Origin of the sequence: Alteromonas sp. OM2203, assembly GCF_048517045.1 — a bacterium.
In the GTDB taxonomy this organism is placed as follows: domain Bacteria; phylum Pseudomonadota; class Gammaproteobacteria; order Enterobacterales; family Alteromonadaceae; genus Alteromonas; species Alteromonas gracilis.
This window is the reverse complement of sequence record NZ_CP183209.1, coordinates 643,039-657,640: the sequence shown is the minus strand read 5'-3', so window position 1 is coordinate 657,640 and position 14,602 is coordinate 643,039. Positions and strand designations below refer to the sequence as shown.

The following is a 14,602-nucleotide window of genomic DNA, read 5'->3' as shown; positions in this document are numbered from 1 at the left end:
GGTATTCCCCTTTTTTCGGGACAAAAAAAAGCCCGCTTCAACTTTCGTTGATGCGGGCTTCGTTGCCTATTTTGCTAATACTGACACTTAAGATCAGCATACTCTAGCTAACACATTTTACGGAGTGTTATAAATCACACAATTTTCAGCGATTGACACAAATCACCAAAACACACTTTACGTTTATAGCTATCCAAGTTCAGTGCCAAAAACGTAATTCATTGGTTTTATTAAATTTACCGTAAAACAAGCATTATACAGACTTCACAACTGCACCAAACAAACGCAAAACTGTGTTTACTTGGTGCATTAAGCGCTATCAAATAACTTAGGCGAGTTTATCCGTCGCTACGCGGTAGCGAGGGTCTTCAACTACGTTAATTTCAACAAATTTGTCGGCCTTGCGAAGCAGTGAACGACACTCATCGCTGATGTGACGAATGTGAAGCTTTTTACCCTGCTCTTCGTATTTATCTGCAAGGGTATCTAGTGCATCGATACCTGATGAATCCCAAATACGTGAGTCTTTAAAGTCAATAACTACATCGTTAGGGTCGTTAGCGATATCAAACAAGTCTTTGAAATGCGATACCGAGCCAAAGAAAAGTGGGCCATCTAGTTCATAGACTTTCCAGCCGTCGTTATCAATGTGCGACTTCGCTTCGATATGGCGAGCGTGTTTCCATGCAAATACTAGGGCTGAAACGATAACACCCACAACCACCGCAATGGCAAGGTCGGCAATAACCGTAACGCCTGTCACTAGAAATAGCACAAAGGCATCTTCTTTGTTTACGCCGCGAATAATTCTGAATGACGCCCATTCGAAGGTAGCGATAACTACGACGAACATCACGCCAACAAGAGCAGCAAGCGGGATCATTTCAATAAGCGGTGCAGCAAATAGAATGAAGCCCAATAGTACAAGTGCAGCAGTAATACCGGATAAGCGACCACGGCCGCCAGAGTTTATATTGATCATGCTTTGACCAATCATGGCACAACCGCCCATACCGCCAAAGAAACCGTTAACGGTATTTGCAACACCTTGGCCAACACACTCTTTATTGCCTCGACCGCGGGTGTCCGTCATTTCATCAATTAATGAAAGGGTAAGAAGCGATTCAATAAGACCGACCAAGCAAAGAATCACTGAGGTTGGTAGTACTATCATAAAAGTTTCCCAGGTGAACGGAACCATAGGAATAGCAAAGCTAGGCAGTTCACCGGCTAGCGTTGCACTATCGCGCTGATCAGCAGGTAACAAGTCACGAACAAAGTCGATTACCGTGCGTGCTTCTAAGTCGAGACCGTGTACTAACAACGTCACCGTAACAATCGCTACAAGCGACGCAGGTACGGCTTTAGTTAGCTTAGGCAACAAATAGATTATGGCCATGGTTAACGCCACAAGACCTAGCATCCAATAAAGTAATGTACCTTCCATCCACTGTAACTCACCAGTAGCGTTAGTGACTTTGAACTGGCCTAATTGCGCCAAGAAAATTACGATCGCCAAACCATTTACGAAGCCTAGCATTACCGGATATGGCACCAGGCGGATGAACTTTCCGAGCTTGAATATACCGCACATAATTTGCAGTAAGCCGGCTAAAATAACCGCGGCGAATAGATATTGCACGCCGTGTTGGGCAACCAGTGCCACCATTACAACGGCCATGGCGCCGGTAGCACCAGAAATCATTCCTGGTCGCCCACCAATAGCGGAAGTGATTAAGCCCATCATGAAAGCCGCATAAAGACCAATCATTGGTTCTACGCCTGCTACAAATGCAAATGCTACGGCTTCAGGGACCAAGGCAAGCGCCACGGTAATACCTGATAGCACGTCGTTTTTAACGTTGCTGTCTTTACTGGTAATTAAATCGAACATGTTCTCTCAGAAGCTAAGATGTTAAACACAACAACCCACCATGGCGTACACCGCGCTATAGCAGAACACCAAGTAGGTAGGAGATTTTTTCGGCGATTCTATCATCATTGTCGCTTAAAATCTTTTAATAGATTGTTACTAGGGCCTGTTGAACGTTGATGTACAGCAAAGATCAACAGGCCCCAGCCCGAACTACTCGGCATTTACGTGATAAGCGCAGGGCTCTTTGCCCCCTTCCTTATGCTGTGAGCTTGTCAATATTTCATGTACGGTTTCAGGGCTTAATTTAATAGCGAATGCTGACAAATTGCATCGTACATGGCATCGTATAATGGTTTTTATCAACCGCGTCGTTCAATACGCTTCGATTTCTAATACGGGGCTACGATAAGACGTCGCAATAAGGCACATGTCTTATTCAACGAGGAGTTAAAGTGGTACCTTATATTCTGACTATTTTGTGCGTGCTAGTGGCAGGCGCTATTCATTGGATGTCGCCGAAGGCTTATTGGAAAGCCACTATCATGTCGACCGCCGTAATTTTACTATTTTCTGTAGCGGCATTGTTTATTTTTAAAGCATCAGGAATGCTGGTTAGCGAGCACACTGGCGAGAATGCTGATTTTTCTGGGCAAATGTTAACCATCACCACAATGATTGCCTTCTTCGGTTTTTTGATTTCGCTGTTTGTGGGCTGGTTTCTTCGCGTAGTCAGAAACTAATCTGGAAGTAAAACCACATAATTTGCAAGGCTGCACCATTTTGGCGCAGCCTCTTTCTTCCCGACGTCTTTCACCTTCCCGCCCCCTTATAAAGTTACCTTAAGTAAAAGTTTCAGCCACACCGGATGCCGCTAGATATCAGCATTCAGAGCGTTTTTGTTCACTCTGGCATTTATCTTCATTAATTCTAATAAACAGGGCATAAGTGTTGCTTGTTGCTTAAATTGAAGAACGAAGAGTTTCAAACATGGTTTCCGCATAAAAACGCATCTATCGAGATAAATGCGAAACGTATTTGCCAACAAGCAGCAGGCCTTAATATGCTTCATGAACCTGAACCGACCATTGCACTTTGTAGCGACGCGACTAAGCGTTTTTTGTTAGCGGCTAAGGTCGCTGAAATCACCGTGCTTGAGCAGCTTTCTAGCAACTGTCGTATTGTCATTGCGGTTCGTGAACTCATTCATGAATTACAAAAAGAGCGCGGGGCCAGCAATATCTTTCTTGCTTCAAAAGGCGAGCGCTATGGCAGAGAGCGAATGCAATATGTTACTGCCAGCGAACAAGCGGAATCCATGCTGAAAAGCCAATTAAAAGCCTTGTATCTGACTGATGAGATCATCACAGGTAACCCGCGTTTGCTGAGCAGCATTACACTCGCTATGCAGGCTACAGACTATTTGCCTCGCTTGAGAGAGCAAGTGAGCAAACAGCAGCTAACACCGCTTGAATCTACGCGCGCTTACAGCCGTCTGGTGGCTAGTTTACTTACTGTTATTTTTGAAGCTGCGGATATCGCGAGCGACCCGACAATTACACGCTTACTGGTTGCCTTATTTAATTTTATGCAGGCTAAAGAGTATGCAGGGCAAGAACGCGCGTGGGGCGCAATAGGTTTTGCGGAAACCCATTTTGATGCGCGCCTGTGCGAAAAGCTTACAGCACTTCAACAGGCCCAAGACCAACACTTCAGTATTTTTAGTGAGTTCAGTTGTGAACCGCACAAAGACGCACTCGATGCGTTAAACAAGAGCCCTGCAACAATTAATATCACGCAGCTTAGAAATATGATTGCACAACTTAGTGACGGCAGCCCCATTGCCGGTGAAATATCAGAAGTTTGGTTTGATGTGGCAACACGTCGTATTGATGCAATGCAGACTATCGAGGTTGCGCTCACCGAAGCCCTGACACAGCAGGCCAACAATAAAGTAGCCGAGGCAAAACATGAAATGGCGAACCACCAACAACTCCTTACGCGCTTCAATGATGAGCATGCTACTGATGGCTCACCACTTACCTTATTGTTCGACCCAAGCATGCCGGGCTTAGCGGAAGACACGAAAGAAGACGAAAACAAAACGCTTTCACTCAGCGAGCAGACAAAAACGTTATCTGCACACCGCTCTTTTTATGATTTACTGCGTTCACAAGCCCAACACATAGAAGACATGGGACGAGAACTCGAAGAAGCTAAGCGAGCAATCCAAGATCAGAAGCTGATAAGCCGAGCAAAGCTGGTCGTGATGGAGCAATTTGAGCTAAGCGAAAACACTGCGTATCGCCGACTGCAAAAACAAGCCATGAGCGAAAATACAACCATCGCGGCCATTGCCGCTAAGATAGTAAATATTGCCGCCAAAAGCGCACAACGCCCCTCAGCAAATGGGCCTCGAAAAAGGTAGATAATAGGATAAAAGACATCCTTGTCACTACTCCTACACACAATACTTTTTTACATACTCAAGCCGTGCGACTTGTACCATTTCCCTTTATATAAGCGCTCTATGACAGCAGGGTGTTCCCAACTGAACAAATATAGATAGTCGTTATTGACAAGGTCCTGCAGCATTTTGTGCTTTTGAACAATGTCATAAATTTTCGTATTCGGGGCCACAATGTAAACGCTTAGACGTTCAGGCTGATGAACCCATCGTTGACCGTTGTAAAGCGATTGTTTTGACAAACCAATACGCAAGTCACCGGAGTTACCTTCGAAAACCCCAATATTATTGTGAAGTGCGTTATGCAGGACCTTATTGCCGCTGCCTAGCTTGTTGTTGTCTGCTACAGACGCGTTGTATTGGCTATTAATCCAATTCGTCACAATCATGGGCGCCGTCATTAAAGTTTCCAATATCGATGAGTCTCGATCTGTTTGCCACGCATAGTCATGCAGGAAGGTCTTCCCTTCAAGATCAACGCCACGGGTCCTGCCTCTTGGCCCAATAATAAACGAGGAATTCCCAGCAAGCCCCCATTCGGGCTGAACCTGTGACCAATCACTCGCTCTGTGTTGAAAGCGTTGATTACGCTTTTTATCGGATTCAAACGGCAGATTTTTACTGTAGTGTTTCGCGCGTTCCTTTTGCGCTTGGTGCTTTGCATCAATAAGCAAGTTTTTAAGTTTCTCTGGAACAGGGCTATCGAAACACTCGATATCGTCGGTTGTGGTATTGTGTAAAGCGGGAATAAATCGTGTATTGCCAGCAATTTTATAGCCCATTGCTATAAGCGATTTACGCACGTCGCTGTCGTTGAGCAACTGAGCAAGTACCCTAACATTTACTTCGCCGGATTGACCTCCGCACGCGCCACAGTCAAGGCCAGCCGCATGCAAATTATTTCTTGATTTACTCCCATGACCAACCAGTAAAACCGTTGGTGCGAATATGGATATTCCCATCATTTTTAGCGCACCGGCCGCTAGAGCAACTTTATCCTCAAGGCCAATAGGGCCTTCTTTATTACTAATTTCCCATTCGCAATGGTGACTTAGGGCGTTAATTGGATTTTCTTTGCTTGATGGAAGCAAGGTGTTCTTCAGCAATTTGAAGGCGTACCACCAGCCTGCTGACTCAACCATTGAGAAACTGCCAAGAGGCGATTTACTCCATTTATGCCACATCGCTCGATGTTGCGTCATCTCAGCTCTATGGGCAACCACATTCTTCTCATTCACTCTAAGCTGCGGTGAGAGAAGCCCGGGTAACTGGGGTCTTTCGGCATCAGTGTGCTTTGGCGCATAAGAAATGGGCATTCCGAAAAAGCCTGCAAAGCCCATAGTTTTTATTGTGGGGCTTTTTAATTCTAGCGTTCGACGTATTACCTCTGAGCGTACATCGATACAAAATATTGCTTGCGTGTCGGGAGCAAGCTGCTTTGCTGGTGACGCAGAAGTTAGCTTAGATTGAAGACGCTGTTGTTGCTCATATTCATAGGCATACATCATCACCCAAAGCCCCCGCTCGGCCTCTTTTTGCCGCGCTATGCGTGAAGCTAACTGTCTAATGAGAAAGCCAAAACGTACATGAACCTGCTGTGCTTTATCCTTATCAAATTCACGATAATAGCGATAAACAATGAGCTCCCACGCCAAACGGATAGCTAATAAACCTTGCAGTTCATTGCACTCCTTAAGCCACGTTCTATATGCGATATAAGAGGACCAACCGTTTAGGTTCATAATCAGCGCATAAAAATAATCTTTAGCGTGTTGTGAAGAAATGTTTAGCTCATCTACTGCTTCTTTTAACAGCGTATCAACGTCACTCGGCAAAGAACTAAATATTTTTTTCAGGCTCTTCGTATTCATTAAAACGCTAATACCACTATCGTGTTTAAGACCGTTCAACCAGCTTTTATAAAGGGTATTTGCAGGAGTATTTCCCTCAATTTGCACTAACGGTGATTCGTGCTGAAAATAGGCAGCACAAAACTGACTTATCTGAAATATACATTCTTCTTCCCATGTCATTTCATTATTGCTGCGATAAGCGTCGAAGTGTTTCGTAAGCAAAGGTAAGGTCACAGCAGAGCGTTCATTTTCCATTGACGCAATAAATATATCTTTATTTACGCCAACATCATATTGCGCCAAACTATGCTCTATGGCTTTATCTGAAATAGCGCCTTCTTTATAAAGGTCAAGCCAGTAAGATGCGGGCATCAATGCAGTAATACCCGTGAGTGCATGAACCCTTGCCGATACATCTTGAAAAGGCTTGTCGATAAGCTTCCAAAAGGGGTTTACCGCAATTAGCTTATCGAGAGGAAAATTAGGCGCGACACTGCCACAGGCTTCTGCTGCCGCTCGCTGGATACGCTTTTCATCAAGACTCGACGTATTGAGAGATACGATTGCCATTATTTGCTCCCTATCTGTGTAATTGACGCTGATTTCTGACGCTTTCCTGTGTTTTGCCTAAGTGTAACTGGGGCAATTTTAAGTGTGATCTTGGTAAACCATTCATCAAGGTAAAGCCCACCGAAAAGCAATTGCTTAAACTGTTGCACTGTTTTTTTGTGCCCGTAGGAAAGCATGACTAAATGAATAATAAAAAGTGCTGCAATAATGCTCACCACCCATGTATCAACGGGTGAGAACATGTCAGCTGGCTGCGGGTAGCGATAAAGAATCGTTTCAGCAACAAAGGCTTTAACGTAGCTGTAGAGAGTAACCAAGCCAATTGAAACACCCACTAGGATATAGAGCTGAGTCTGATCCGACGTTGCGGTTCGCATGGCAATGTAAGCAGTAAACGCTAAGGTAACGAGAACCCAAGGGCTTGCAGGGCCTTGATACTCGGTGAGTGAGAAACTTGCTAGTACTATCAGCGAGGTAACGAACAGCGCGTTTAACCAATCCGCAAATGTAGGTGTTCGCTGTGCACTGATATCATGCTCAAGTGCTTCATAAACCGCTGAACCTGAGTTTAAAAACGCGTATGCCTTATAAAACGAGTGGGCAACGAGGTGAATTAACGCGAGCGCATAAAGCCCAAGGGCACATTCTATAAGCATTAGTCCCATTTGTGACGACGTTGACCACGCAAGGCGAACCTTAACCGTGACACGGGTGGTCATTGCTAATGCGCTGAAAAATACGCTTAGGCCTGCTCCAATACCCAATATCCACTGGGCTTCAGAATAAAGTGAAATTAGCGGTGCGAAGGCTAATAAGAGGTATCCCCCTAAATTAATAACGCCTGCGTGAAGTAATGCGCTGACAGGTGTTGGTGCTTCAACAATATTAATTAGCCACCCATGTGCAGGTAATTGGGCACACTTAATTAGTGCGGCAAACGAAATAAGGCATGCTGCAAATAGTGAGTAAGAGGATTGCTGCGCACTGAGAGTTAAAGCGACAACGCCGTTTGCTTCACCGGCAGAGGCATTACTTATAAGTGTAAAAATGTCGTTGATATATAGCGTGTCAAAAGCGCTATATAAAAGAATAAACGCGCCAGCCATCAGCAACTCGGATGCTCTGGCTAGTATGAACTTCTTGTGAGCCGCCACAACTGCTCGCGACCTTTCCGGATAAAGAAGTAACAACCTGTGCAGAGAAAGACTAACCGAGAGCCAACCTAACCAAAAGATCACAAAGTGATTAGCTAGTATTGTTACCACAACTGATGCCAAGGTTAGCTGCATCCATTTTAAGAATCGAGGATAACATGCTTCGCCCACAAAATAGTTTCTTGAGAATCGCATTAAAATCACACCAATGATAACTACTGTTAAGATAACTGCGGATTTCACTGGCGAGAGTGTCACTATCATACTATCGAGGCTGGGTGAGGCTGGTGAAAATAGCCCCACCAGAAGAGAGAGCGAAAATAGTGCTATGGTGCCCCAAATCGCCACTCGCTCAACGTATAGCTTTGAAAATACTGTGTTCTTCGAGCCGCTGAACCATGACATGGCAGTCAAAAATAGCGGTAGTAAAATTAGTAAAAATGAACTTGTTTGAGACGACATGCAATCCTCCTTTTCCTGCCTTGAAGTAGAGCACGCCCAAGTAATTATAAAAAATATATAATTATAACAAATTCATTCTATTTAATTTAATTGTTAAAATTAACTCACGGATAAAATCATTTATATTCAGAAAATTAGGGGAATTTGTTAATTTTATAGTTCTAAAATATATATCATTTTCATTTAAATAATCCATTTTGATTAATTTTAAAGACATTGCATGATGCACTTAGAAAAAACTGCTGAGAACTTCATGAATTACAAAACTTCTGTACTGCGCTTTCCAAAAGACGTTGCTACTGCTGCGGAGCTTATAAGGCAAGGTGAATGCGTTGCTTTAAAAACCGAAACTGTCTACGGGCTAGCAGCCGACGCAACGAACGAAGATGCAATTGGAAGAGTATTTGAAGCAAAAGGTAGACCTGCTGATAACCCGTTGATAGTGCATATTGAAAGCGTTGATGACATGTCACATTGGGCCAAAGACATACCGGATATTGCGTACAAGTTAGCAGACGTTTTTTGGCCTGGCCCCTTGTCTTTGTTGTTGAAAAAGCAGCATTGGGTATCAGATAAAGTGACGGGCGGCCACGACACTATTGTGCTTCGAGCTCCTGCAAGTGAAAACTTTATGTCGCTAATCCGGGCTACGAAAAAAGGCTTGGCAGCCCCCTCTGCTAACAAATATAAATTCATTAGCCCCACCTGTGCAGAGCATGTTTTGAGATCACTAGACGGACGTATTGCTGCCGTTGTAGATGGTGGCCAATCAGGTGTTGGTATCGAATCGACTATTTTAGATATTACGACACCCATTCCCACTATTGTTCGCCCCGGACCTATCGATGATTTGATGATAGAGCAAGCGCTGAGCGAGCCTGTTAAGTATGCCGACAACTTAGGTGTGACCGTACCCGGTAGCGCCAAACAACACTACCAGCCGAACACCCCTGTGCAATTACTTTCAACAGAGGCGTTGTCCAAAATGCAGCTTCGTGCTGATGAAGGGGTGATTTCCCACACGGCTGATTCAGTAAATGTGAAAAGTAAAAACTGCAATGTATTGCGACTACCTAGAGATCCCGCTAAGTACAGTGCGCATTTCTACTCGTCTCTTTATCAACTCGATATGCAGAGTTTACGCTGTATATATTTAGAGGAAACGCCTAGCGATAACTCGTGGTTAGCGATAAACAATCGAATAGGCCGAGTCGTGGCTAGATAGCGGTTCTATCTATTACGTCATAACCGTGATGTCGCTTTTGGCGTTATCAATGAGCTTTTGAACTTGGGGTGTTATTTTCTTTTTAGCGAGTGTTACAGCATAAAAATGCTCGTATGCATCTGGTAAACTCTGCTGAACATAAAGAAGACCATTGGCAACTTCGTCTCGAACAACAACAGACGGCATTACAGAATAAGCGCCACTATCTCTCGCGAGAAGCCTCAGCATTGCCATATCGTTAGTTTCAGCTTTTACGTTGGGCGTATATTGTGCTCGAGCACAAGCAATACTAAAGGCCGAGCGTATTTCACTGTTTTGCGAAGGAAGGACCCACGAGGCATCAGCATAGCTCTGAGGAAATTTTCTTGCTTTTCGGGGTTTTGCCGGTCCAATTATTTCAATAGCTTGTCGAGAGACTAATTCACTGTGCCAAATGCCTTTTTGTTGACCTAGCTCTATATTGTGGTTCGTAAGAATAATATCGAAGCGAAAGCTAGATAGACCGTCAAGAAGATTACTTAAGCCAGCCGTCTGCAACGAGAAAGTGGTAAATTTGTCGTTTATTAATGGCAAAGTAAAGCTTTCTACAAAGTTTCTCGATAAGTTAGAAAGAACACCAATAGCCACATGGCTGGACTGAGAGGGAATACCTTTATTTATCAGGTTTTCTAGCTCTTCTCCCTTTGAAAATATTTCATCCGCATACTCTAAAACCTGCTTCCCTTGAGAGGTAAGTATTAACTTTCGCCCCTCTCTTTTCAGTAAGGTTACACCTAAATTCTCTTGGAATTGTTTAAGTTGCGCTGAAATTGCAGACTGAGACAAGTGAATCTCGTTTGCCACCTGAGTGAGGTTCCCGGTATTTGCTACACGCCAGAAATAGTAAAGGTGGTGATAGTTCATTCTAGCCATGTACAAAACCCTAATAACTTAAGCAAAATAACCACGTTAAACAAAACGTTTACTGACGCTCATAATATACAATAAATCAAAAGGCTGCAGCCTTTCTAATATAAAGATTATAAAGGAAAAGCCGTGGCTTTCGCTCATTCATTTCGCTGAAGTAGACCTTTACAATTTCGCATGTGTTTTTTAACTACCTTCAACAAAGGCCAAGTCTTAAGCCAATTTTTAGACCTTACTCGCTGTTCAAAAACATCAGACCTTGGATATTTGGGATTAATACTTATCGTTCCAGCAAAGTTTGCTTCTAAGCCAAAGGGGCAGATTATGTCTACATCATCATTCGCTAAGAGGCGAACCGCTACGCAGGTTTCCTTCTCTATCCAATATGAAATGGCGTCATGACAACTTCGATAAGCAGAGTGATTATGTGCCAGATGCATACGCGCTTGGTTTTTAACCTGCCAGTTAGCGTGTGGTACGAGGCGGGAGAGTTCATGTTGAAACAATTGCTCCTGCGACTTAATTGCATATAGCGCTTCATGGTAAAAATCTAATTGGGAAAGTGATTCTTTTGTGCTTTTATATTCAGCGCTACTGTTGGGTATAGTAACTTTATCGCAAAAGTAAACGACATCGATATCATTTAGTGGGGTAGGCGAAACCTTTTGATGTAGTTCATCCCAAATGGCATTTCGAACAAACCCTGCGCCAATATACCCTTGTGGTAATGCAAGGGTACGTAAGGCACGAAGGCACCGCATTTTAAAGGGATCGCGCTTGATTATCTCACCGAGTCGTTTACACAACTCATCTTGTTTAGGCTTCACGTTTGATACGCAGTTTGCGTTTCCACTTAATAACATAAAAGCAAAACGCCGCCATGCTTCCACCGGCAAACCATCCTGCGATAATATCACTCGGCCAATGCACACCGAGTAAAACGCGGCTCAGCCCAATACAAAACACCAGGAAGGCGGTGGCAACATAAATCCATATTCGCACTTTCGTACTTTGCGATAATTGCGTGAGTAAATTCGCCAGATAGAAGTATACCAGGGTAGATAGCGTAGCGTGCGCCGATGGAAAGCTTTGCGTGTACACATCAACATGCTGCATGGTAAGCGATGGACGCGGCCTATCGATACCTGCTTTTAGTAAAAATGTCATCGCAATTCCCGCTGCTACAGCACTAACAAACGTTAACGCCTTTTTCTTCTCTCCCGCCATGCCCAAGGCTCCAGCGACTGATACCACCACGAAAATAAGCACCGTATTGCTGCCTAGCGCTGTGGTATCTCTAAGCACATCGCCCCGCCAGCCTTCCACACTACCAAGGGTACTAAGCGCTTCAAATACGCTGTTGTCAAAAGACGTTAGCACGCCCATATAAACAAAGAGCATCACAAGTAAAAAACCAGTTCCCAAGAATAATACTTGAATGGCTGGGGTCTTAATAAAATCGACGTACGGGGCAAACGTACCGCTATTTTTCATATCGCTGCTTTCCATTTCACTCATTCTGTTCCACTTCCAATCGTTACGATAAAAAGCGTTATTTTTTGTACTTGCTCCCACCGAGGCAATCAGGAGAAGTTAGAGGCTGTCCGCCACGCGCTTCCCACTCGGAGGGTGTATATGTATGAAGTGCTAACGCATGTACCGGCCCTTGTAGCGCCTCAGCAGCAAGGCCGTTGATTTCTCTATGCCTGGCAATCAGTCGTTTTCCTTCGAAGGCATCACTCACCACTGTCACTTTAAAGTGGCTTTGCGCCCCATCGGGCACATTATGCATAAAACTTTCATCAACCACTTCTAAATAACTCGGGCTAAGTGCTGTTTCAATAGTTGACTCAAGAAACGTTTTTACTTGCATTTTGGCTTACCTTGCTCTTTGAATAAGATGTCGAAATGTAAGGTTAATTCTACCACCGATAGGCTTAGCCGTCTTCGCAATACCATGTACATAATGGCTTTGTGTTGCTCCTGCCATAATCAATACGCTGCCGTGCTCAAGTACTTGCGTATACTTTTCTTTTGTTTCTTTATGTTTAAAGACAAACGGTCTTGCTTCACCTAACGTCACTGAAGCAATAACAGGGTTCATGCCTAACTCAGGCTCGTCATCAGAATGAAAGCTCATGCTGTCTTTACCATCTCGATACCAGTTAGCAAGAACACTGTTAAACCGTGTGCCGTAACTTTGTGCACACAGAGCCTCGCACTTTGCTTTTATTGACGAAAGACTCTTCGTCCATGGGTTTGGCGCCATGGTTAAATTAGAGTAGGTATAGGTGCACTCTGGGTCGCCATGCCAGCTTTGTAAGCGCGGTATTTTTACCGACTTTCCAAATAACTTAATCGTGTCCTGTTGCCAAGGAAGTTCATTTTTTAACAAGGCAAAGAAGCTATCTGCGTCATCTTGCGACAATGCACTGGGAAAGTACCTAACATCAGCCTCGGATAATGGCAGTTTATAAGGCGACGCTTCGTTTCGGGGTGCCTCAAATAGAGAGTATTGCATACGTACGTTTTTCGCTTCCCTTGGTGCTTAGTCTTAGCTTAATAATGAAAGTCAGTGTTATCTATGCTTAACTTTATGCTGCTAAATACGCAAGCACCGTGTAAGTGGATTGATTTTTTGACCTCCCATCCTTTCGCTGATTCAGGAAATGTCTTTCATTCCGGCATGCTTCAGTAAAACAGCAGCAGTTATTGGCTAGAGTGCTACCGAGGGTATGATAAGATACACACTTATAATTCATCAAATGCACATTCGCTTTAGTGAATGTCGTGAGCCTTTCCTAAAATACAGACGCTAATGAATACAGAATTTATTTTTGCCGACCGACAATTCTCACTTATTCGCTACCCTGAAAAGCATCAACATATAAGCCTTCAGGCTTGGGATAGTGCCGACGAACTCATTATTGAGCACATTGAATCGTTATTGAGTGAAGGAGCTTTTCCAATCGGTACCGGTGAAAGTGATGGCTCAATGATGATCTTTAACGATGATTTTGGTGCGTTAGGCTGCTGGTTCTCGCATTTAGCGCCTTACTGGGTATCTGACTCTTACATATCATTGCGTTCTTTACACGAGAACCTAAAAGCTAACCAATTATTAGATACATCAGATAATGATAAATCAGAGGCGCTAAAAACGGCTCCTGTGCAAACACTTACCAGTGTTGAAAGTTCAACGTTTTCTCCAGCAGAAGCTCCCCAAATTATTGTAGTAAAAGTCCCACGTGCACTTGCGCTGCTAGAACAGCAGCTTATTGACTTACAGAAATATATTACACCTGACACTCAGATCATCGCGACGGGCAAAGTAAAAGCCATCACAAAATCTGTGCTCAACCTTTTTGAGCGATATATTGGCCCCACAACCACTTCTCTTGCAAAAAAGAAATCGCGGCTAATTTTCGCTTCGCCTCGACCATCTTTAAAGCAGGCTGACTCGCCTTACCCTACCCGCTGGCAGTGTAAAAGCACAACAGGTATAACGCTAAACATAGATAACCTAGCCAACACATTTGCACGTCAGTCATTAGATATTGGTGCGCGCATTATGTTAGAGCACATGACGATAAGTGCTAATGACGTGGTGGTAGATTTAGGTTGCGGTAATGGCGTATTGGGCGTCAATGCATTGTCTCTTGCGCCGGATGCCAAGGTTATATTTGTGGATGAGTCTTATATGGCGTTAGAGAGCGCAAGACTAAACGTGCTCAATAACTTTCCAGATAAGATCGATCAGTGTGAATTTGTGGCAAGTAACTGTTTAGAAACCCTTCTGCAGCGTGAATACAAACCCGCTGTTACCAAAATATTGTGTAACCCACCGTTTCATCAACAAAACGCCATTACCGATCATATTGCATGGCAGATGTTCACCGATTCACGAGAATTGCTTATAAAAAGTGGGCATCTTGTTGTGGTGGGTAACCGGCACCTGGACTATCACATTAAACTTAAAAAATTGTTCGGTGGTGCCAAGGTACTTGCGAGCGATAAAAAGTTCGTTATCTTAGGCACTGCGAAACGCTAGGTGCGAAAAAGAAATACGCGAATTAAGGATTAAATTTAAAG

The 14,602-nt window shown here is 43.9% G+C and carries 12 protein-coding genes; 4 read left to right on the top strand and 8 right to left on the bottom strand.

Going from position 1 to position 14,602, the window contains the following annotated elements:
- Positions 1-328: 328 nt before the first annotated feature.
- Entirely contained in the window at positions 329-1,894 is a 1,566-nt protein-coding gene (locus tag ACM0P2_RS02955) for a SulP family inorganic anion transporter (protein WP_173360124.1), read from the bottom strand.
- Between the two features lie 434 nt (positions 1,895-2,328).
- On the opposite strand from ACM0P2_RS02955, the gene ACM0P2_RS02950 reads away from it, so the two are divergent.
- Together ACM0P2_RS02950 and ACM0P2_RS02945 are read left to right on the top strand one after the other, a co-directional pair.
- On the top strand, positions 2,329-2,616 hold the full coding sequence (locus ACM0P2_RS02950) for a hypothetical protein (RefSeq protein ID WP_014948232.1): 288 nt from the start codon (positions 2,329-2,331) through the stop codon (positions 2,614-2,616).
- Between the two features lie 320 nt (positions 2,617-2,936).
- A complete protein-coding gene (locus ACM0P2_RS02945; RefSeq protein ID WP_159119577.1) occupies positions 2,937-4,301 on the top strand; it encodes a nitrate regulatory protein in 1,365 nt (454 codons plus the stop codon).
- Between the two features lie 50 nt (positions 4,302-4,351).
- On the opposite strand, the gene ACM0P2_RS02940 is transcribed toward ACM0P2_RS02945, so the two are convergent.
- Together ACM0P2_RS02940 and ACM0P2_RS02935 are read right to left on the bottom strand one after the other, a co-directional pair.
- Complete coding sequence (locus ACM0P2_RS02940; RefSeq protein ID WP_159119567.1) at positions 4,352-6,763, bottom strand: DUF2309 domain-containing protein; 2,412 nt, start codon at positions 6,761-6,763, stop codon at positions 4,352-4,354.
- The gene (locus ACM0P2_RS02935) at positions 6,763-8,379 is read right to left on the bottom strand and encodes an NADH-quinone oxidoreductase subunit L (protein WP_159119568.1); all 1,617 of its coding nucleotides are present in this window, start codon (positions 8,377-8,379) and stop codon (positions 6,763-6,765) included. The genes ACM0P2_RS02940 and ACM0P2_RS02935 overlap by 1 nt, the downstream gene beginning before the upstream one ends.
- Before the next feature lie 220 nt (positions 8,380-8,599).
- Between ACM0P2_RS02935 and ACM0P2_RS02930 the strand changes: the two genes are divergently transcribed.
- Positions 8,600-9,604, top strand: coding sequence for an L-threonylcarbamoyladenylate synthase (locus ACM0P2_RS02930; protein ID WP_159119569.1), 1,005 nt, complete (start codon positions 8,600-8,602; stop codon positions 9,602-9,604).
- 12 nt (positions 9,605-9,616) lie between these two features.
- On the opposite strand, the gene ACM0P2_RS02925 is transcribed toward ACM0P2_RS02930, so the two are convergent.
- The 5 genes from ACM0P2_RS02925 to ACM0P2_RS02905 all read right to left on the bottom strand — a co-directional run bounded on the left by ACM0P2_RS02925 (position 9,617) and on the right by ACM0P2_RS02905 (position 13,031).
- The gene (locus ACM0P2_RS02925; RefSeq protein WP_159119570.1) at positions 9,617-10,516 is read right to left on the bottom strand and encodes a LysR family transcriptional regulator; all 900 of its coding nucleotides are present in this window, start codon (positions 10,514-10,516) and stop codon (positions 9,617-9,619) included.
- A 134-nt stretch (positions 10,517-10,650) separates the two neighbouring features.
- On the bottom strand, positions 10,651-11,271 hold the full coding sequence (locus tag ACM0P2_RS02920; protein WP_173360126.1) for a nucleotidyltransferase family protein: 621 nt from the start codon (positions 11,269-11,271) through the stop codon (positions 10,651-10,653).
- A 55-nt stretch (positions 11,272-11,326) separates the two neighbouring features.
- Positions 11,327-12,028, bottom strand: a complete 702-nt coding sequence (locus ACM0P2_RS02915; protein WP_236547151.1) for a phosphatase PAP2 family protein — start codon at positions 12,026-12,028, stop codon at positions 11,327-11,329.
- A gap of 34 nt (positions 12,029-12,062) precedes the next feature.
- Positions 12,063-12,383, bottom strand: coding sequence for a BolA family protein (locus ACM0P2_RS02910; protein ID WP_159119572.1), 321 nt, complete (start codon positions 12,381-12,383; stop codon positions 12,063-12,065).
- A gap of 6 nt (positions 12,384-12,389) precedes the next feature.
- Positions 12,390-13,031 carry an alpha-ketoglutarate-dependent dioxygenase AlkB family protein gene (locus tag ACM0P2_RS02905; protein WP_105930780.1) on the bottom strand — a complete coding sequence of 214 codons (642 nt, stop codon included), beginning with the start codon at positions 13,029-13,031 and terminating at the stop codon, positions 12,390-12,392.
- Between the two features lie 297 nt (positions 13,032-13,328).
- Between ACM0P2_RS02905 and ACM0P2_RS02900 the strand changes: the two genes are divergently transcribed.
- A complete protein-coding gene (locus ACM0P2_RS02900; protein WP_159119573.1) occupies positions 13,329-14,561 on the top strand; it encodes a methyltransferase in 1,233 nt (410 codons plus the stop codon).
- Positions 14,562-14,602 lie beyond the last annotated feature (41 nt).

What these genes read in the sequence shown, in the direction of transcription:
- ACM0P2_RS02935 (WP_159119568.1), bottom strand. Translation starts at nt 8,379, where the DNA reads ATGTCGTCTCAAACAAGTTCATTTTTACTAATTTTACTACCGCTATTT.
- ACM0P2_RS02900 (WP_159119573.1), top strand. Translation starts at nt 13,329, where the DNA reads ATGAATACAGAATTTATTTTTGCCGACCGACAATTCTCACTTATTCGC.
- ACM0P2_RS02930 (WP_159119569.1), top strand. Translation starts at nt 8,600, where the DNA reads ATGATGCACTTAGAAAAAACTGCTGAGAACTTCATGAATTACAAAACT.
- ACM0P2_RS02905 (WP_105930780.1), bottom strand. Translation starts at nt 13,031, where the DNA reads ATGCAATACTCTCTATTTGAGGCACCCCGAAACGAAGCGTCGCCTTAT.
- ACM0P2_RS02920 (WP_173360126.1), bottom strand. Translation starts at nt 11,271, where the DNA reads ATGCGGTGCCTTCGTGCCTTACGTACCCTTGCATTACCACAAGGGTAT.
- ACM0P2_RS02940 (WP_159119567.1), bottom strand. Translation starts at nt 6,763, where the DNA reads ATGGCAATCGTATCTCTCAATACGTCGAGTCTTGATGAAAAGCGTATC.
- ACM0P2_RS02915 (WP_236547151.1), bottom strand. Translation starts at nt 12,028, where the DNA reads ATGAGTGAAATGGAAAGCAGCGATATGAAAAATAGCGGTACGTTTGCC.
- ACM0P2_RS02945 (WP_159119577.1), top strand. Translation starts at nt 2,937, where the DNA reads ATGCTTCATGAACCTGAACCGACCATTGCACTTTGTAGCGACGCGACT.
- ACM0P2_RS02910 (WP_159119572.1), bottom strand. Translation starts at nt 12,383, where the DNA reads ATGCAAGTAAAAACGTTTCTTGAGTCAACTATTGAAACAGCACTTAGC.
- ACM0P2_RS02955 (WP_173360124.1), bottom strand. Translation starts at nt 1,894, where the DNA reads ATGTTCGATTTAATTACCAGTAAAGACAGCAACGTTAAAAACGACGTG.
- ACM0P2_RS02925 (WP_159119570.1), bottom strand. Translation starts at nt 10,516, where the DNA reads ATGGCTAGAATGAACTATCACCACCTTTACTATTTCTGGCGTGTAGCA.